The organism is Mycolicibacillus koreensis (genome assembly GCF_002104795.1).
GTDB classification, from domain to species: Bacteria; Actinomycetota; Actinomycetes; order Mycobacteriales; family Mycobacteriaceae; genus Mycobacterium; species Mycobacterium koreense.
Genome location: NZ_NCXO01000058.1, coordinates 1 through 19156, shown reverse-complemented (window position 1 = coordinate 19156; position 19156 = coordinate 1). Strand labels below are relative to the sequence as shown.

Below are 19156 nucleotides of genomic sequence, written 5' to 3'. Positions count from 1 at the left end.
TTGATTGATTCTTCCTGCCCGAACACTCGGGCAACAGAGTCCCACAACGACTGGACCACTACAGGGGGCCCACCTCACTTGCTCGTGCACGCCGCCATTGCCCGGGAGGATCGCGGCTTGGGTGCTCCTCCCCCCTGATGGGGCGAGATGTTTTGCTCGGGCACCGAGACGTTGTCCTGCGCGGCGGTGGTGCGAGCCCAGACCCTCTGCTGGTGACGGCACTGTTGGGCGTCCCGGGTTGGCTTCAGCTAGCTGACTGCCAGCAGGCGGTCGTTTACGGGAACCTTTGCCCACGGCAGCGTCGTAATCAGCAACTCTTTCGCCAACCCTCGCCCGGTCCGTGCCGAGGCGGTGTAGTTGAGAGTTACGAGCCTTTTCGAAATGCGCCAAGCCTTCACACCGCTCAGATGGCGGTTTTCGGGGTCTGGGCTCATGGCTCGTGCGGCGTAAAGCCCGTCATCGGCCAAAAGCCGGTCGTCATGGTCATAGGACAGAATCCATCGGTACTGCATTTCGCGCCGCAGATACTCGGCCAGGCGGTGGTGTTGGAGTTGGGCGGTCCAGAAGAGGTCGCTACCCGTCGGACCTTCCCTGCCGTCGAACGATCGTGGGTAGAGTTTGCCGGACTTCGACAGGTAGGGCGGGTCCAGGTATGCAACGACCCGGTTCGGGAGGAGTGTCTTGTAGTACGACGCGACGCCGTGCAATGTGGTTTTCCAGTCTGAGTGCCAGACGTCCACGAGTCGCTTCGTGTCGTAAAGGTGGCCGAGGAATTCGATGCGTTCGACCAGGTTTGGGAGGTTGAACCGGCACCCGATGCTGTAGGCCGAGGTCTGAGCTCGTCCGCCGATAGGACCGGCATGTCCGTGGAGAATCCCCGAGAAGGTCGTTCTATTCAGAAACAGGCACTTCGTGGCCAGCTCAAGATCCGCTGTCGCGTGACTAGTGCCCGGCCGAGCAGTCCACGCTCGCCAATAGTCCCAGCGTTCCAGTGCGACTGAGCCTCCGGCTGCAACGTAGGTTTGGTGCTCGTCGGAGATTCGCTCGATGAGTTCCTGGGTACGTGACGCCGACACCTGCCAGAAGGCAGCCACCATTGGGTCAGCATCCGCCAGCAGCGCACGCTCGACAATCCCCGCGCCTAAAAGGCGGAGAGTGGTTGATGCGCCACCGGCGAACGGTTCGACTAGCAGGTCAACCTTCCTGACCTCGGCGGACTGTTGGGCTGAGGTGAGAAGTTCTCCGATCACGTTCGCGAGTCCACTCTTTGCTCCGGGATACCGGAGGGGGCTCTGATACCGGCCGTCGGCCAGGGCGTGCGTGACCGCAGCCGGAGCGGGATCGATTCTGCGTGGTGTCTTGCGGATCGGGACCGGAGCGATGACGCCGGGCGCCTTCGTGCCGTGCACTGCGACAGTCACGGTGCCGGCACCTGTGCCGTATCCGTACGACCAGCGCGGTCGAGGCCCAGCAGCTGGGTTGCAACCAGTCGCAGAACGTCGGTTCCGACACCGATTGGGAACGCAGCCTTCCCATGTGCCGCAGCGACGGGAATGATCCCATCGACGTACATCGAGGATCCGGTCCGGTCGATCACGTCCAGGATCGCAGGGAGTGTGGGGTAATCGTCAGGGTCCGACTGGCCGCCCTGGGTGTCGTAGGGCGCCCCGGTCGGAGGCATCACGGTCGGCACGACGACACGGCCGTCCAAAGCCCGGTAGACGAACTTCCTGCCCCAGTAGGTTTCCTTGCCGTATGCACGGGCGTTGCTAGCGTTGGTGACGCGACCAATCACATCCTCGTCGCACACAAGGAGGTCGCCAGGCATCAGGACATCATGACGCGCCAACTGGTGGGCGTAGTCGACCATCGCGCCTGACTTCTCGATCCCGCACACGAACGGTCCGTCGCCGGGAGTTTTTGCCGTCATGGACTGAAAGTAGTCGAGCGCTCTGCCACGCAGTTTCGCCGGCGGGCCGTACATAGCAAGAGGGCCGTCAACAATGAAAAGCGTCCTCGACAACAGTTCGTTACGGGACTGTTCCCAGAGCAGAGTGGCCAGGCCGACGAGACTGAGCAGCTCGACCACCGCCATGAGGCGGCCGAGTGCCGATTCATTTCGCATCTCCTCGCCGACTTCTTCGTGGATGCGGAGCACGTCGGTCGGAAATAGCCAGACGCCGCATGCGTCGCACTGCGCACCGGATTGTCCGACCGGGACGTCCTTATTGCAGTCGTCGGTCGGGCAGTTCACCGGGACGGTGGGAGCGGGCGCACCTGGCTTACCGTGGAGCATGAAGAGCAGCTCAAGCAGCGTCTGGTTCAGACGGTTGACCTCAATCCTCTTCGTGCGGAACAGGTGGTCGATCGCTTCGCGCCACGAGGTGGCGATATCGACGCCTTCGCGCGTGTATGCGCCTGCAACGGGGAGATCGAGCGTCACGAGTGCTGTATTGACGGCCCGCTCAATCTCGTACGGGTCGACAAAACGTTCGGCCTTCTGGGTCTCGAGGATGTCGAGGTCAACGTAGGCGGCCGCAATCTGGGCGAAGCCGTACAGCACTGACGGCAGGCCGTCACGCACCTGCTCGACATCACGAGATCCATCGATCGCAAGCGCGGAGACCAGCCGCGTCTCAGCTGGCGGGAAGCTGAATTCCACTCGGTGCCGGACCTTCTTCTTGAGGTCTTCGGCATCACGCAATGCCTCTGCAGGCACGAAGAACGTGCGTCGATCCGCGACGGCGCGCACTGCGGCCGTTGAATGGCCGAGGCGTGACGCGAGTTCGTGTGCGCCGCCTACGGTCTCATACGGCATCAGGCCTGCCCGTTCGTCATCAGTGGAGCGTCTCCAGCCGCGGCTCGCGCCTCGTTCACGAGCTCCTCGTCGTAGCGGTCGATTTGCACCGGGACAATAAACGGCGACGACAGAGTCTTGAGCCGCACGTAGCCGCGATCTTCGGACGAGATGATGGCGTCCGAGAAGGAGCCAAAATCGTAAAACTTGGCCAGCTCCCCAACCTCCTTCGTGTTGTTGAGGTGCGCCACCACCCAGTTGGCAGTGTTGGCTTTGACCTGGTGTGCAACGCCTGACACCTCCTGGGTCGCGTAGGTCATACCAAGGTTCAACTTGCTGGCCTCCTTCGCCAGCTTGACCCAAATGTCGCGGTCGTCCTTGTACCGGTCAGAAGAGAACAGGTTGTGCGCTTCCTCCAACATGACCTGGATCGCTGGGGGCTCCTTGCCTGAGGTGAAGGCCTCAGTCTGGCGTTCAAGGAGACGTGCCGTGATGGACTCGCTCAACGCTTTGGTTATCGCCTGAGCTCCGACGTGCAGGTCGACGATGACGATTCGTCCGTCAGTGAGTTCGTCGTAGATCTCAAGCGCTGGATCATTTTGGGTCAGTGGGCTATGAAACGGCCGGAGCGGGTTGAGGTTCTTCCAGCCGCGTACGTTTCGCCCCCCGCTCTTCGTTGTGAAGATTGGCTCGACACTTGTCCACCGAACGTTCTTGGCGAAGTCAACGGCGGCGGCATCCCCGCTCTCGCGCAGTTCAACGATCTTCTCGACGACATCTTCGATATCGGTTGCCGCTACCGCCACGATGTTAGAGGTGGGGCCAGCCTGCGTGAATGGGTTGCGCCCGAGTGCGCTGACGACGGACTGCTGGAACGTGGACTTCATATTGATACGAGCCCGGAAGCCGCTTGGGACATCGAAGCCGGCTCGCATGAGGGCGCCGTACAGGGCGAGTCGTGCACGTTGCGCGTGCGTCGTCGCGGACTGGTCGCCCGGGACATCTCTGAACGACGCCCCCGCGAAGTCCTTGATGTAGCCGGCTTCGTCGGTGCTTAGCTGATCCGAGATCAGGCTTTGGACGGCGTCGATCTGGTTCTCGGAATAGAAGTTGATCGACAGGGGCTTCACGTGCGGCTGCGAGCCGTCGGCTCCGAACTTGAAGATGCGAACGTGCTTGTCCCCGATAGCCGCAATTTCGGTGCCATCCTGGGTGTTCGGGTTTGCGTACTCGCCTTGAGGATCGAAGATGAGTTGGCCGACTGGTGGCTTCCCTTCGGCTCGCTGTCGCTCGGAGACAACGAACGTTCGCGCGATGATGGTTTTGGCGGTGTTCGACTTGCCCATTCGGGTCATCCCGAGCAGCGCAGTCTTGTTCCCGATGAAATCGCGGATGTTGACCTGGACCGCCGCGTCGGCCTGCTTCGACGCCTTCGCGCGCCGACGCGTCGCGGAGTAGCGCACGGCCCCGATACGCACCCGCTCGACCGGGCGTCCGGTCGGCTTCAAGTAAGACGCGATCGTTGACAGACCCTCACCCACCGGCTTAAGCACCCGGTAGGTGGACGTCGCGTAGAAGTTGTCGACGTCGGCGCCGAATTCGAGGACCTTGTTGCCGTCGACGTCGTCCTCGTAGAAGGTGCCGAGGACCTTGCAACGGAGGCCCGTGAACGAGACCCGGTTCTTGGTGAACGGGTCCATCTCGACGTCGAGCACGACCGCAGGTGACGGGTCCTGGCTGCTCGACAGAGCAACCCGGAGGGACTCCTCGCGCACGGCGTGCAGGTCGGCTTCTAGCGACAGGGGCGACGTCCCCTCGACGCGCAACAGGAGAACTTCGTCGTCGTCGACCTGCGGAGTGTTGATGTCCTGCGCGGTAGCGAGGAGAAACGAAAATTGGGGGATGCCGCCCGCCTCGAATTTCCACCGGTCGTGGGTGAGAACGGTCGCCTCGTTGTAGTCGAGGCGGTACACGGCGCCGATCCGGGTCGATCGGTCGTCAGCGAGCAACTCGGATCTCAGCAGTGACCCGGCTCCGACACCGGGGATGAGCTCGGCCATGTCGTCCCTCCGTACAAATCGAACTACCTAGTCGGGAAGTGTTCCACGACCGTCCGACAAGGTCGGGGGATGCGGAGCCGGGTGTCGCCGAATCGGCGGAGGTTACCGGCGGGGGCGGTCTCGGCAGACCCCGACGAAGTCGCACGAGCCGCACACGCCTTCGTCCCAGACGGGTAGTCGTGGGAGGTTGTTGGTTCGGAGCGATTCGCCCGCGTTGCGGATTTTGTCGCGGACGGCGGTCATGAGCGGGTCGTCGATCACCTCGCGCGTGGTTTTGCCCTTCTCGTCGAGGTTGAGTACCTCGATCAGGTCCGCGGAGCGGCCAGTGAGCTCCTGGTACCCGACGGCGTACACATGCAGCTGGTCGCGGGTGACGTCTTCAGCCTGGGCGCGATCGGTGGACTTGAAGTCGACGATTGCGACTTCGCCGGTGTCGAGACGGCGGATCAGGTCGATCCGGCCGTCCACGGTGATGCCGGGCGCGACGTGCACCTGGATCTGCTTTTCGGAGAACTCGGTGTTCGCGATCTCGTCGCCGTGCGTGTCGAAGTACCGCTCGATGGCTTGTATGCCCGCCCGCCGCAGCTGATCCCGAAGAGTGGGGTACGCAAACGGTGTGTTGAGGTGCCGGTCGACCAGCGCCGGGGCGGCGTCCTTCGTAACGAGGTCACCGTCGAGTGCGCGCTTGTGGACCTCCGCCAGCACGTCGTGGAGGCCTTTACCGTAGCCGAGGGCTTCGTGGATCGGCGGGTTGAAGCCGTACAGGAACCGAAGCTTGAACTGGTACGGACACTCGAACAGGTACTTCAGCTCGGAGAAGGACAGGGTGACCTGTGGGGTCTCGTGCACCGGGTGGGGTGGAAGCCGAGTGCCGGTGAGCGGCGACGGGGCGGTCGACACCCACTGCTGGGAGGCGATGTGGTCGAAGAAGTCGGAGCGGTTGCGCTGCTGCTGGTTGTCCGCGATTGGCGCGAACGTCACGGAGAGGTACTTCTGGGCGCGGGTCACCGCGACGTAGAGCAAACGTGTCTCGTCGTCGACCGTTCCTCGATATCGGGCGGGATCGTCGAGCGCCTCGTCCGGAATGACGTGGCGCAGGGAGACTCCGCCCATCACCCGTGACGGAAACCGGTTCTTGCGCATCGCCGGCAGAAACACGGCCGGCCACTGCAGGCCCTTGGCCTGGTGCACCGTTGCGATCGTGACGGCGTCCGGGGTCGCGTAGCCGACGTCGGCGTCAGCGTCGGCGTAGTAGCTGGGCGCCTGGTGCTCGAGCCATTTGACGAATCCGTCGTACTTCGCCTTGGCCTCGGTTGTGAAGTGGATCTGCTCGTAGTCGGAGATGGCCTGGCTGAACTTGCCGAGTTGGTAGTACACGAGTTCGCCGCGTGTTGGGTCGCCGGGAAGAGTGTCCTCCCGCATCTTCAGTGCCTCCAGGAAATCGAGGTACAGCCGCTGCAGGTTGCTGTAGACCGAGCGCTGCCCGCTGTCGACGAAAGTGCGTGCGGTGTCGAGCACCCGCAAACCACTCGGCCAGTCTGAACTACTCGGCATCAGCTGTGCTCGGTCCCAGAGGCTCTTCAGCAGGTCAGCGTCAATCTCGCGGACCATGAATCGGAAGATGCCGACGACGGCCATGATTTCGGGGCTGTCGAACAGCTTGTTCAGACCCTTGACGACGAACGGGATACCCCGCCGGCGCAACTCGTCCACCACCGGTCCGGAGTCGTGTGATACGGACCGGAATAGCACTGCGCAGTCCGACCAGGACAACCCGCGGGGCTCGCTGTCAGGCCGGTCGCTAAAGGCTAGCCCGTGGAGCTCCTGGACCCTGTCGACGATCCACACGGCCTCTGCGTCGGGATCGTCGAAGCTGAGGGCCAGCAGATCGCCACGCTTCCACTGCTGGTGCCCGGCGGCGACCATCGACTTCGACAGCCGGTCCGCGGCGGGGATGCGTTCGGCGACTGAGCGGGCGAGTTCGACGATGCCGCGGCTGGATCGGAAGTTGTCGTCGAGCGTGACCCGCCGTACGCCCTGGTACCGCTGGTCGAATTTAACGATGTTTGTCACCTGGCTGCCGCGCCACTGGTAGATGGTCTGGTCGTCGTCGCCGACGACGCAGAGGTTGGCGCCAAATCGGGCCAGCCCCGCCACCAGTCGCTCTTGGAGCGGGTTGACGTCCTGGTATTCGTCGACGACGACGTACTTGATGTCGTTCTTAACGTGATCCTGAACGCGAACGTTGTCATCGTCCTCGTACGGGTCGCCTTCGAGGTACTGAACCGCGCTGAAAATCATCTGCGTGTAGTCGAACATCGCGTGTTCGCTAAGCAGGGTCGTGTACTTGTCGAACGACCCGAGAACGCCCGCCGGCACGCTGTCGATCTCAACCTGGTCTTCGCGCAGCACGCTGAGGGCCTGTAAATACAGCTTGGAGTCGACGTACCGTTTCAGCACGCCCTGCCTGGCGCTCACCGGGCACGACGTCAGTCCAGACTTACCGCTGTACCTGTCGACGAACAACCGGGCAGTTATGTCGGTCAGGACTGAGAACTTGAACTTCTCCGGCACCAGCCGCTGCAACAAATCGAGGGCGTACCCGTGCATGGTGCCCACGTACATCTCGGCGAGTCCTCTGACCTCGCCGAGTTCCGCTTCGACGATCGACAGAACGCGTTCTTTGAGTTCCGCTGCTGCCTTCTCGGTGAAAGTGAACGCGATGACGTTGCGGGGCTCGACCCCGGGCTGGGCCAGGATCGCAGCAATCCGCTGTGAGATGACTTGCGTCTTGCCGGACCCTGCGCACGCGATGATCTGCAACGGTTCGTCGAGGCACTGGATGGCCTCTGCCTGGGCGGCGGTGTACGACGTCATGATCACCAATGTTTACAGGACGCTGAGCAGACTGCACGGATCTCCCGGTGTCGTGGCCGCAGTTTAAGGTGGGCCTGCCCTGGCCGTCGTGGCAGGCTATCTCCGTTGTGACGTGATGGGAGGACCGTGTCCAGGCTCACCGACCTACTGCGCCAGCTCCGAGAGAAGGAGCCGCAGCTCGCCCAAGACCTCGAACGGGAAGTGGCTGTGCTCGCTGACCGGCGGGCATTCGGCTTGAACTTCGAACGGCACGTCCCTGAGGCGGTGGAACTCCCCGGTCGCCCGGTGCGAAAGGGAGACAAAGTTCGGATCCTTCCGCCGCGTGGAGCGATGCCAAAGCAGCCCGACGGGAGGCTCTGGCGTGTGGTGGGAGTGGACCGAACGTCCGGGACGGCGTCTCTTGCCGCGCTTGCGGACGATGAGACACGAGACGGAGCTCTCGACGACCTCGTCGTGGTCGCGGAGTTCCGGGACCCAATCTATCCGAGTCTGGTTTCCACGGACACGCTCGAGCGAGGTGGAGATAAGCCCTTCCATGCGGTGATCAATGCCGAAAATTACCATGCGCTTGAAATGCTGTCGTATACCCATCGCGGAAAGGTTGACTGCGTTTATATCGACCCGCCTTATAATTCGGGCGCCAAGGACTGGAAGTATAATAATCATTACGTCGAAGGTGACGATCTTTACCGCCATTCAAAGTGGTTGGCATTCATGGAGCGTCGTCTAATTGTTTGTCGCAATCTACTGAATCCGCTTTCTTCTGCATTGATCGTCACAATCGACGAGCGAGAGTACCTCAGGCTTGGATTGTTACTGGAGCAGTTATTCCCGGAAGCGAAAATTCAAATGGTGTCATCCGTAATCAATCGTAAGGGCGTTGTTCGAACTAATGAACTCACTAGGACCAACGAGTTCATTTTTCTTGTCCTATTTGGAGACCAGGAATTATTCGCCGAACGGCAAATCTCAGATAAGAAAGTGCGATGGGCGAGTCTTCGGAGATTTGAAAACTCGTCACGGAGAAATGGTCCGCAGTCGCGTCCTGATCAATTTTATCCGATATATTTAGGCGTCGATTCGGGCCGCATTGAGCATGTGGGGACCTCAATACCGGTAGGCGTTGATCGTTCCACGGTCTCAGATCTGCCTGGATGTCAGACCCTGTGGCCGCTCAAGCCCGATGGCACAGAGATGGTTTGGGGATTGACTCCTGCAACGTTGCGCAAGCGCCTAGCGGAGGGGTTTGTGAAGGCCACTCCTGGCAGGAATGGCAAACCTCCTACACTGTATTACCTGACGAGTGGTCAAGTCGCAGAAATTGCGAATGGTGAACTTCTCGTTACTGGTCATGATTCGAATGGGTCGGCAATCGTCGAGTATGTCACCGGAAAGGCATCGCTGCCGACCACTCAGTGGGACAGGGAATCGCACAACGCGCAAAGCAATGGTACGGGGCTGCTTTCGTCGTTGATCCCTGGGCGAAAATTTCCCTATTCCAAGTCGATCTATGCAGTTGAAGACGTCCTCCGCTTGTTTGTCGGATCGAAACCAAATGCAATAGTGCTCGATTTCTTCGCTGGATCGGGTACGACTTTGCACGCTGCCATGCGGTTGAACAGGCAGGACGGCGGTCGGCGTCAGGCGATTTTGGTAACAAATAACGAAGTCGCTGCTGACGAGCGAAATGGGTTGTATAAACAGGGCTTGAGGCCCGGCGACGCAGAATGGGAGAGGTGGGGAATTTGCGAATACATCACCAAGCCTCGTATTGCTGCTGCGGTCACCGGGAAGACTCCTGAAGGTGAGCTAATTGCAGGTGAGTATAAGTTCGTTGATGAATTCCCAATATGCGAAGGCTTCGATGAGAATGTCGAATTCTTCTCGCTTTGTTATGAATCACCGCTGCGTGTCGCAAGCAATCGCGAGTTCACGAGGATTGCGCCGCTTCTCTGGATGCGATCCGGATCACAGGGGCGCAGGATCGACGACATTTCGGGGGGTTGGGAAGTCTCTGACAACTATGGTGTGCTTGCAGATCTGGACAAGACCGAAGACTTTCTAAAGGCCATCGCCGCTAACGAGGCTGTTGCGCATGCCTACATCATCACCGATGAGGATCGACTCTTCGAGAGTGTGGCGCAAGAGTTGCCGGACCACGTCGAGGCGATTCGACTGTACGAGTCGTACCTGCGAAACTTCGAGATCGAGTCCGGGCGAGGTGCACTGTGAGGTTCACGCTCAAGGACTACCAGGTGGAGGCCGTTGACGATGTCCTCGTCAACCTCCAACGGGCGCGGAACCTTTTCAAGGATCCCGACAAACGCGAGGTGTCGGCGTTCTCATTGACTGCGACGACCGGTGCCGGAAAGACCGTGATGGCGGCCGCCGCGATCGAGGCGCTGTTCTGGGGTAACGAAGCGTTCGACTTCGCCCCTGACCCGGGAGCGGTCGTGGTGTGGTTCTCGGACGACCCGAGCCTGAACGAGCAGACGCGCAACCGCCTCATGCAGGCATCGGAGAAGTTCAACTACACCAATCTGGTTCGTGTCGAACCGCCGTTCGCCAAACCGCGATTGGACCCCGGCAAGGTGTACTTCCTGAACACCCAAAAGCTCAGCAAGAGTTCACTGCTCACGCGAGGACACGTCGAGACAGCCTCAGGCGATCAGGAGCAGATCACCGGCCTGGCTGCGATTGCGCCACCCGATATGCAGGGGTGGACAATCTGGGAGACGCTCGCGAACACCATCGGGGATGCCGGCCTGACCTTGTACCTGGTGCTCGACGAAGCTCACCGGGGCTTTAACGGGCGGGTTCAGTCGGACAAGCCCACGATCGTGCGGCGCCTCATCAACGGCACCAAGGTGCGCCCCCCGATCCCCGTCGTGTGGGGTATTTCGGCGACCATCGAGAAGTTCGAGACGGCCATGACTGAGTCCGAAGCGACCCGGGGCCGGCGCGCGCTTCCGCCTGTGAGAGTCGACCCGGGCCGCGTGCAGGAGTCCGGCCTAGTCAAGGATGCTCTGGTGCTCGACATCCCCGACGAGGTCGGGAATTTTGACTCGGTGCTCGTGCGCCGGGCTGCTCGAAAGCTGAAGGAGGCCACCGAGCGGTGGAAGGCCTACGCGAAGTCGCAAGGGCTGTTGGAGGCGGTGCACCCGCTGCTGGTCCTCCAGACGCCGAACACGCCGAACCCCGACGACGTCGGTGTTGCCATCGACACGATCTTTGCCGAGTACCCGGAGCTAAAGTCGTCGTCCGTGCGGCACGTGCTCGGTGACCACTCGACGCAGAAGTTCGGAGCGTGGGAGGTCGACTGGATCGAACCCCAACGCGTGCAGGACGAAAAGGGCGTGCGCGTTCTCATCGCGAAGGACGCCATCTCGACAGGCTGGGACTGCCCACGAGCCGAGGTGTTGGTGTCGTTCCGGCCAGCGAAGGACCACACGCACATCACGCAGCTGCTCGGACGTATGGTGCGCAACCCGCTGGCGCGCCGTGTTCCGGGTGACGAGCGACTTAATGCTGTCGACTGCATCTTGCCGTTCTTCGACCGCACGACGGCGGTCAAGGTCGTTCGGTTCCTCACCGGCGACTTGGAGGAGATGCCGGCCGCCACGAGGAAGGCGGTCATCGACGGCAAGGAACTGCTGCGGAATCCGGGGGTGGACGATGCCGTGTGGGACAGGTGGGCGGCGCTGCCTACTCAGACGCTGCCGCAGCGCGGAGCGCGTCCGGTCAAGCGGCTCGTGGCTCTGGCGCAGGCGTTGTCCGCAGACGCGGTCCACCCCGGAGCGCTCAGCGAGGTCGAGGCGGAGCTGCACCGCATCCTCGATGCGTACGGGGAGCTTTATGAAACCCAAATCGAGGCCGCGGTCCGCGAAGTGTGGGACGTCCACATCAAGGAAATCGCCGGCCGGTTCGGCAAGACCGGACTGTCGTACACCGAGTTTGTCGAGCACGCTGACGACCGTGCTATCCGTACCGGGTTCGAGGCCGCGAAGAAGGCGTTCGGCGCCGACGTGGCCCAGTCGTACGTCAACCACCTCGCTGCGCCTGATGACCCGGACGACGATCGTCTGCGTGATGCGTATGTCCGTACGGCGGCACTCGCGACCGTCAAGGAGGTGCGTGACAAGGTCGGCACGGAGGCGATCAGGCTCACCGATGACCTGTTCGCCAAGCACCGCGTGCGGCTGAAAGAACTCCCGGACGAGCGGCAGCAGGCGTACGAAGATATCCGCGCCATGGCCACTGAGCCCCAACTGGGCGCGCTGCGCCCGCCGCGGACCCGGGTGGAGGGGTTTTCGATCGAGGTGGAGGACGAGTTCGTGCCCGCGCCACTGGCGCCGTTGCATCTGATGTCTGATGGCGACGGACAGTTCCCGCTGACGACGCTCAACGGGTGGGAGCGCCAAATCGTACGGACGGAACTGGCTCGCTCGAACGTGAAGGCGTGGTATCGGAATCCGTCGCGGCCGGCTGTCGACTCGTTGGGCATCGCCTACCGGGACGACACCACGGCGAACTGGCGGTCCATGCACCCGGACTTCGTGTTCTTCAACGACGTCGCTGGCGAGATCGCCGCGTCGATCGTCGACCCGCATGGACACCACCTTGACGACGCTGCGATGAAACTCAGAGCGCTCGCGGCGTTCGCGGACAAGTACGGAGAGGCGTTTCACCGCATCGAGGCCATCACCGAGATCGACGGAGGGATGCGGGTTTTGGATATGCAGCGGCTCGAAGTGCGTGAGGCGGTGCGGGTGGGAAGCGAGAGCGCGGCCGACTTGTACCGGTCGGATCTCGCGGCGGACTACGACACCGGTCAGGATTGAGGTGTGAGCGGTTAGCTGTAGTGACCTGACACGTTATTGACGGCGTGCCTGCTTGAAATGGGGAGGACCTCCTGACGGAGTGGATGTGTCTAGGCATTCATTCCGAAGGAGGTCCTCGTGTCTCACGCTAACGCCCGCACCAATGTTTTCGCTCGACGTCTGATTGTGGAACGTGTCGCCGCTGGTTGGCCGCCCGCTCATGTCGCTGAACAGCTGGGCATTTCACGGGCCACGGTCTACAAGTGGCTGCGTCGATACGACGAAGGCGGGCTGGAGGCGTTGCAGGATCGCTCCTCGCGGCCACACCGGATGCCGGCGCGCACCACCAAGAAGGTCGAACAGAAAGTGCTCAGAGCTCGACAGCGCCGCAAGCGCGGCGCGGTCGTACTCGCCGCCGAACTGGGCTTGCATGCCTCCACCGTGGGCCGGATCCTGGCACGCCACCAGGTGCCACACCTGGCCGCGATCGACCCGATCACCGGTGAGCCGGTGCGCTCATCACGGCGCAGCCCCAACCGCTATGAACACCGCACCCCAGGCTCGCTGGTCCATGTCGATGTCAAAAAGCTCGGCCGGATCCCCAAAGGCGGCGGATGGCGCCTGCACGGCCGCGATGCCGCAGTCTCAGTGGCCAACCGGCACAAGAAGACCCGAATCGGTTACGACTACATCCACACCGCCATCGACGACCACACCCGGCTGGCCTACAGCGAGGTCCACCCCGACGAGAAAGACCTGACCTGTGCGGAGTTCCTGCACCGCGCCATCGCCTGGTTCACCGCTCACGGCATACGTGTACGACGGCTACTCACCGACAACGCCCTGGTCTACCGCCGCGGCACCAACTGGGGCTGGGTGTGCACCGCCTGGGGGCTGCGGCGCCGATTCATCAAACCCGGCTTCCCCTGGACCAACGGCAAAGCAGAACGCTTCAACCGGACCCTGCTCAACGAATGGGCCTACGCCCGCCCCTGGACGTCAAACAACCTACGCACCCGAGGTCTTGACCGATTCTTGCATCGCTACAACACTCAACGAGGCCACTCCGCCCTCGGCGGACACCCACCCATCAGCCGGCTCGCCGCCTGACAACAACGTGTCAGGTCACGACACCTAGCGCCATGGCCTGGGCGTCATTGTGATGACGTGCATGGGCAGTTCGGGTGAAATTAATGCGGCAGTGCGTCAGGTCGGACCACGGAGTCTGGGCCAAGGTCGGATCATGGTGGGCGGCAAGGGAACCAGGAGGGCCTCCCCGCTGCACACCCACCGTGACCTGGGCTAGAGCGCAACTGGGCAGGGGCGGGCTGGGGTCTTCCGGCCGTGTTCTGGGAAATCACTTCCCGACGGGGTGGGGGAGGAATGCTGCCCACCCCTGCCCGGTCGCGCGCTCGGGGTCAGCCCTCCTGGTCGTCGTTGGCGGTGCGGAAGCGAACGCCGAGAACCTGCACGGCCTTGCCGGCGGGCGGCTCCGGGGCCTTCTGCCAGCGTGGCCACGACAACTGCTTCGCCCGAACGCGGGCCTTCGTCAGCTGGTGTTCGGCGGCAAGGGTGTGGTTCAGCAGCTTCTCGGTGAAGGTCTGGTCGGACCACGTTGCGTGGCCGTGAGCCTCCAGGAACCGGGTGAACTCGGCGAACAGGTCGCGCGACAGGACCGCCCACGCCGGGTCGAACACCAGGTGTTCGGCGGCGAACAGCGCCAGCAGGTCGACGTCGTTGCGCCACGCGTCGGTGTCCTCCCGTACCCGGGTGGGCAGGACCGGGAGTTGCTGCTCGCCGGTCTCGGTGTAGACGCGTTTGGCGCCGGCCACCAGCCACGCCAACACCGCCTCCTGCTGTGCAGTGCCGTGCTTGATCCGCTCGCGCAGGCCCTCGCTGCCGTGCCGGTCGGTGTCGCGCTCCAGCGGCTGGCCGGGCTTGCGGTACCGCAGCGGGAACGACACCAGCGCCAGCCGGCGCCAGGTGCCGTGGTCGACCTCGACCACACGCGGCCGGTAGTTGGTTGTGACCACCGGTGTGTGGGTGGGGTCCCACGTCATGGTGTCCCGGCTGATTCGGCGGGCAGTCATCCGGTCGGTGCCCAGGATTGCCTTGAGCCGGCGGACCGACAGCGGTCCTTCGGGCAGCTCTTCCAAGACGGCCAGGCGTAGGCCCTTGAGGTCGGTCAACTCGGTCGGATGGTCGCTCGGTCGGGCGGTCAGCACGCGTTCACTGATGTCGCCTGCGTAGGAGCCGAGGGCGAACCGGAAGGCCAACACGGTCGATTTGCCGTTTGCCCCGTCGCCGTACCAGATCGGCAGCACGTCGTCGGTGGGCGGAAGGCCCGTGATCGCCTGCCCGAGCCGTGCCTGCAACCATGTGCGGACCTCCGGGTCGGGTAGCGCCTGCAGCGTCTCGTCCCAGTCCGGGTGCGAGGCGCCGGGTCGGTACGCCGCCTTGGTGATCTTGGTCAGCAGCAGGTCGGGGTCGTGCCGGCTCAGCTCGCCGGTGCGCAGGTCGACGACTCCGTTCGGGGTGTTGAGCAGGTGCGCGTGGTCGCGGGAATCGAACCGGCTGTCGTCCTCCAATAGCAGGCCGCGCAGCAGGCCCTTGACTGCCCGGACCCGGTGGTTGGCGAGAAGACCAGCGATCTGCTTGCGCCGGTCGCCGTCAACGTGCGGTGCCTCCTCCGTGAACAGGGCCGTGAACTGGGTCTGCACCTCGGTCGTCAGGCGATCGTCGGGCACTCGTCGCCATACCCTGCCGTTGTAGTGCAGCCAGCCCAGTCCGGGGGCGTACCGGTAGCGCGGTCGCAACCGCTGCGCGAGGTAGGCCGACAGCGGCGAGTCGTCCAGGCGCAGACGGTTGTCGCCGTCGCGCAGCTCAAGGGACCCGATGTCCATCTGGCGGATCAGGTCGGTGGAAAGCTTCATCGCTCCGTCTCCTGGTGGAATTGGCTGGCTGCCCATTCGGCCAGCTCGGCGGTGTTGTCGGAATCCAGGCCGATGCAGTCGGCCGCCTCGATGAGCGCGTGGATGGCTTGGGCCAGTTCGGCGCCGGCGTAATCGCGGTGCGCCTGGCACAATGCCCAGCGCAGAAAGCTGCGTCGGCCCTCGCCGGGGCGCATCACGTTGAGCAGTCGCGCCAATCTCGTTGGGTCGCCTTGATAGCGCCCCTCCTGGTCGACAGTGCGCGGTACCGGCCTGGGGCGGATCACCAAGGGCAGCCAGTCGGTTGGTAGTTCCGTAACGGGGCCTTCGTGCAGCAGGCGGTAGCCGTGTCCCTCGACGACCGACCCCGGAGCCAGGACGAACCCCCGCTCGGTCTTGATGTCGATCTTCACGTCCGGTACATGGGCGCGAGCTTTGATCGGCTCCTTCAGTCGGTAGTAGTAGTGCCAGCCGCGCCGGGTGGCTACTGTCCGGGTCGGTGGTAGCTCCAGCCCCTGCTCGGTGCTCCAGGACAGGGCTTCCGGGGAGTCGAAATCCAGCACGATGAGGTTGTCTGGCGGTCTGATCCCGATGTTGGCGTCCGGCATCTCCGAAGCCCAACGGGACACCACAAGGGGGTCATCGGTGGCGTCCAGATGGCCGTGACTCCCGGCATAGGGACGCTTGGTGCCGGGAACCAACGGGAAAATCCGCTGGCCTTGGGCGGCAAACTCTGCTGCGAGCCGCCGAAATATCGATCGTGTTTTAATGGTCTTACCCCTTCCTGGTGGGTGCTATTGACCCCGGTTCCGCGTGAGCGAGTCGGGGTCGACTGCTATTTGGCAGATCTTCTGGCGTCGGCTTCGGCCAGGCTGGAGACGGGCTTGCCGAGAAATTCCAGGACGCATTCACGTGGGTAGACGATTTTCGCGCCCATCCGGTGAAACTTGGGTCCGGTGCCCTCGACGCGCCAGCGCCGCAGTGTGGCCACCGACAGGTCGAGGAATGCTGCAACCTCGCGATCGTTGTTGTAGCGCTTGAGTTCTGGCTCGTTGTTCATCGGTCGATCCCTTCCATTGGTTCGGCGGTGCGTACGCGATTTGCGTGTCACTAGCGTAGCAGAGACGCAATGATAGTTGCAGTGATTATTACGATCGCACTCGTTGTGGTATCGAATCGTTTTACGTATCTCTAGCGTGATAGAGTAAGCAGTGTTGGTCGGTCCACAGTCAACTACGGGAGGAGCTAGCCGTGAACCTGATATTGAACCGAGCCCAGACTGCGGCGCTGGACGCCATCGCAGACGGGCAAGGCGCCACCGTTCACCACCGCACCGTTGCCGCACTGGCCACGCGCGGCCTAGTCGTCGACTCGGGTTACCTGACTGACGCGGGACGGAAACTGGTTGGAGCCCAGTCGGGGCTGGCCCCGGCTAGGCGGGTTGCCGGCCGGAAAGCCCTACAGCCGCGTGAGTGCGGATGCGGATGTGAAGGCATGACCGCCGGCGGCATCTGGCTGCCCGGACATGATGCACGTGCGGCAAGCAAAGTCGGTCGCCTGTTGGCTGCGGTCAGCGTGCACCGCGATCTGGCCGCACTGGCCGCGGAGGCACGTGAACGTCTACGTGCGGATGCGTCAGAAGAGCTGTGTTTCCAGGCGGCCCGAATCGCACTCAACGCAATCGAGAAGGCGGCCGCCTGATGAAGATCACCGACAAGCCGACTCCGCCCGTCGACGTTCGGCGGGTCATCGGCGCGAACGTACGTCGGATCCGCACCCGGCACGGAATATCGCTGGAGACCTTCGCCCGCGAGGCCAAACGCTACGGACTCAACTACAGCACCGGCCGCGTCTCCGACCTGGAGGGAGGGCGGGTCGAGGCCAAGGTGGACACCGTGCTGGCGCTCACGCAAGTGTTGGCGAACCTCGCCGACCAGCCGGTCGCCCTGGCCGACCTGTTCGAGGGCGACCAGCGTGCCGGCCTGTTCCGCGGCCAGGCCGTCGAACCGGATGGGCAGACGAACGTCGGGCCGCTCGACATCGCCCGCCGGCTGGGTTGGGCCGACCTCGCCGGAGCCGCAGCCGATTTCGGAGTGCCGCAGACCAAGGTGCTGCCGTACCTGATCGCGATGGACCAGTCCGGGCTTGCCGAGCAGCGCGCAGCCAAACGGCTCGGCATCGACCTGGCGGAACTGACCCGGCACAGCGTCAACCTGTGGGGCGTCAACCTGTCCGAGCAGCGCGACCGCGCCGAACCCGGGGCGAACGTCTCCCGGCTCGGCCAAATCACCCGCGAACTGGTCGCCCAGATCGAGGCCAGGCTGTGAGCAGCGTTCACCCGTACGCGACCAAGTCGGGCCGGCTCTGGGAAGTTCGGTGGCGTGACGAACGCGGCCGGTTCCGCCGCAAGAAGTCCTTCCCGACGAAGCGTTCGGCGCAGCTGTGGCAAGCCGACCTGGAGGTCAAGACCGCTCGCGGCGAGTGGGTCGACCCCGGCCTCGGCAAGCAAACCATCGGCTCGATCGCCAAACGGTGGGACACCCAGCAGGCCCACCTGAAACCGACGACCCGGCACAACCTCAAACTCTGGTACGCCCACCACGTCGAGCCGAAGTGGGCGCACCGGCCGCTGGGCTCGGTCAAGCCGAGTGAAGTCCGCGCGTGGGTCAGTGAGCTGCAAACGGCGGGCGTCGGCGCGGCCACCATCGAGCGGGTCGTCGGCATCGTCCGGCAGCTGTTCGACCTGGCCGTCGAGGACGGACTGATCGCGGTGTCGCCCGCCAGCCGGATCAAGGTGCCCAAGCGTCAACCGCCCGACCGGCCATTCCTATCTCACCGGCAAGTCGCCGCGCTGGCCGACCAGGTGGGGGAGCCGAATCGCCTGGTGATCGAGGTGTTGGCCTACACCGCGCTGCGGTGGGGGGAACTGGCGGCGCTTCGTGTCCAGGACTTCGACATGCTGAGGCGGCGGATCCACGTCCGGCGCGGGGTGACCGAGGTCAAAGGCGAACTGGTCTGGTCGACGCCGAAGACCGGCCGTGCGCGCGTCGTGCCGATCCCGGCCAGCCTGGTGCAGCCGCTGGCACAGCAGATGACCGGCAAGGCCCGGGACGACCTGGTGTTCACGACGCCATCGGGTGCGGTCCTGCGGAACTCGATCTTCCGGCCGCGCGTGTTCAACCCGGCCGTCAAACGGTGCATCGAGGCCGACCCGGCGTTCCCGAAGGTGACGATCCATGCGATGCGCCGGACCGGGGCAACCCTGGCGATTCAGGCCGGGGCCACGGTCAAGGGCGTGCAGACCTTGTTGGGTCACGCCAGCAGTCGAATGACGATGGACACCTACTCCCAATTCTTCGATGACGACCTCGACCGGGTGGCCGACGCCATCGAACACCAGCGCGAACAGGCGCTCCGAGGACACGGCGAGGACACAACGGGCAGCGCTGGGCAGATACATCGTGCTACTAGCTGACTGGAAACACTGCCGTTCAAGCTGATGGAGACGTCTCTGGTCTGCGGCGCGGCACGCCGGACAGTCTCGTTCGCATCGAGTAGGTCCGGGGTTCGATATCCCGTAGCTCCACCACCTGTGGGTCAAGTCCACGGGTGTGGTGTACGACGTCGTCGCATGATTCTTCGTTGAGATGGTTCAGGCGGTCAGTGCCGCCG

The 19156-nt window shown here is 63.3% G+C and carries 13 protein-coding genes; 6 read left to right on the top strand and 7 right to left on the bottom strand.

All coding sequences use genetic code 11. The features are described 5' to 3' along the window. Nucleotides 1–248: 248 nt before the first annotated feature. The 4 genes from B8W67_RS18085 to B8W67_RS18075 all read right to left on the bottom strand — a co-directional run bounded on the left by B8W67_RS18085 (nt 249) and on the right by B8W67_RS18075 (nt 7734). Nucleotides 249–1421, bottom strand: coding sequence for a DNA adenine methylase (locus tag B8W67_RS18085; RefSeq protein WP_163797294.1), 1173 nt, complete (start codon nt 1419–1421; stop codon nt 249–251). Next, nucleotides 1418–2818, bottom strand: a complete 1401-nt coding sequence (locus tag B8W67_RS21010; protein WP_163797296.1) for a hypothetical protein — start codon at nt 2816–2818, stop codon at nt 1418–1420. Before B8W67_RS21010 ends, B8W67_RS18085 begins: the two co-directional genes overlap by 4 nt. Further along, nucleotides 2818–4857, bottom strand: coding sequence for a helicase HerA domain-containing protein (locus B8W67_RS18080; RefSeq protein ID WP_085305472.1), 2040 nt, complete (start codon nt 4855–4857; stop codon nt 2818–2820). The genes B8W67_RS21010 and B8W67_RS18080 overlap by 1 nt, the downstream gene beginning before the upstream one ends. Nucleotides 4858–4959: 102 nt before the next feature. Further along, on the bottom strand, nt 4960–7734 hold the full coding sequence (locus tag B8W67_RS18075; RefSeq protein WP_085305470.1) for an ATP-dependent helicase: 2775 nt from the start codon (nt 7732–7734) through the stop codon (nt 4960–4962). Nucleotides 7735–7860: 126 nt separating this feature from the next. Here B8W67_RS18075 and B8W67_RS18070 point away from each other — a divergent pair, with 126 nt between their 5' ends. The 3 genes from B8W67_RS18070 (at nt 7861) to B8W67_RS18060 (ending at nt 13664) form a co-directional block, all read left to right on the top strand. Next, on the top strand, nt 7861–9966 hold the full coding sequence (locus tag B8W67_RS18070; protein WP_085305468.1) for a site-specific DNA-methyltransferase: 2106 nt from the start codon (nt 7861–7863) through the stop codon (nt 9964–9966). Beyond that, nucleotides 9963–12575, top strand: a complete 2613-nt coding sequence (locus B8W67_RS18065; protein WP_085305466.1) for a DEAD/DEAH box helicase — start codon at nt 9963–9965, stop codon at nt 12573–12575. The genes B8W67_RS18070 and B8W67_RS18065 overlap by 4 nt, the downstream gene beginning before the upstream one ends. Before the next feature lie 117 nt (nt 12576–12692). Beyond that, complete coding sequence (locus B8W67_RS18060) at nt 12693–13664, top strand: IS481 family transposase (protein WP_085305464.1); 972 nt, start codon at nt 12693–12695, stop codon at nt 13662–13664. A 308-nt stretch (nt 13665–13972) separates the two neighbouring features. Here B8W67_RS18060 and B8W67_RS18055 read toward each other — a convergent pair whose 3' ends face one another. The 3 genes from B8W67_RS18055 to B8W67_RS18045 form a co-directional block, all read right to left on the bottom strand. Then, the gene (locus B8W67_RS18055) at nt 13973–15487 is read right to left on the bottom strand and encodes a DNA primase family protein (protein WP_163797297.1); all 1515 of its coding nucleotides are present in this window, start codon (nt 15485–15487) and stop codon (nt 13973–13975) included. Next, entirely contained in the window at nt 15484–16239 is a 756-nt protein-coding gene (locus B8W67_RS18050; protein WP_264033378.1) for a bifunctional DNA primase/polymerase, read from the bottom strand. The genes B8W67_RS18055 and B8W67_RS18050 overlap by 4 nt, the downstream gene beginning before the upstream one ends. Before the next feature lie 80 nt (nt 16240–16319). Further along, entirely contained in the window at nt 16320–16544 is a 225-nt protein-coding gene (locus B8W67_RS18045; RefSeq protein WP_085305458.1) for a helix-turn-helix domain-containing protein, read from the bottom strand. A gap of 434 nt (nt 16545–16978) precedes the next feature. On the opposite strand from B8W67_RS18045, the gene B8W67_RS21450 reads away from it, so the two are divergent. Genes B8W67_RS21450 through B8W67_RS21440 form a run of 3 tightly spaced genes read left to right on the top strand, consistent with a single transcriptional unit; the run spans nt 16979 to nt 18959 of the window. Beyond that, nucleotides 16979–17185 carry a hypothetical protein gene (locus tag B8W67_RS21450; RefSeq protein ID WP_085305456.1) on the top strand — a complete coding sequence of 69 codons (207 nt, stop codon included), beginning with the start codon at nt 16979–16981 and terminating at the stop codon, nt 17183–17185. Further along, nucleotides 17185–17811 carry a helix-turn-helix domain-containing protein gene (locus B8W67_RS21445; RefSeq protein WP_085305454.1) on the top strand — a complete coding sequence of 209 codons (627 nt, stop codon included), beginning with the start codon at nt 17185–17187 and terminating at the stop codon, nt 17809–17811. Before B8W67_RS21450 ends, B8W67_RS21445 begins: the two co-directional genes overlap by 1 nt. Then, a complete protein-coding gene (locus B8W67_RS21440) occupies nt 17808–18959 on the top strand; it encodes a tyrosine-type recombinase/integrase (protein WP_085305452.1) in 1152 nt (383 codons plus the stop codon). Before B8W67_RS21445 ends, B8W67_RS21440 begins: the two co-directional genes overlap by 4 nt. The last annotated feature ends 197 nt before the right edge of the window (nt 18960–19156 follow it).

Coding starts and splice junctions, on each gene's coding strand:
- B8W67_RS21010 (WP_163797296.1), bottom strand. CDS start 2,818: ATGCCGTATGAGACCGTAGGCGGCGCACACGAACTCGCGTCACGCCTC.
- B8W67_RS18080 (WP_085305472.1), bottom strand. CDS start 4,857: ATGGCCGAGCTCATCCCCGGTGTCGGAGCCGGGTCACTGCTGAGATCC.
- B8W67_RS18075 (WP_085305470.1), bottom strand. CDS start 7,734: ATGACGTCGTACACCGCCGCCCAGGCAGAGGCCATCCAGTGCCTCGAC.
- B8W67_RS18055 (WP_163797297.1), bottom strand. CDS start 15,487: ATGAAGCTTTCCACCGACCTGATCCGCCAGATGGACATCGGGTCCCTT.
- B8W67_RS18045 (WP_085305458.1), bottom strand. CDS start 16,544: ATGAACAACGAGCCAGAACTCAAGCGCTACAACAACGATCGCGAGGTT.
- B8W67_RS21450 (WP_085305456.1), top strand. CDS start 16,979: ATGACCGCCGGCGGCATCTGGCTGCCCGGACATGATGCACGTGCGGCA.
- B8W67_RS21445 (WP_085305454.1), top strand. CDS start 17,185: ATGAAGATCACCGACAAGCCGACTCCGCCCGTCGACGTTCGGCGGGTC.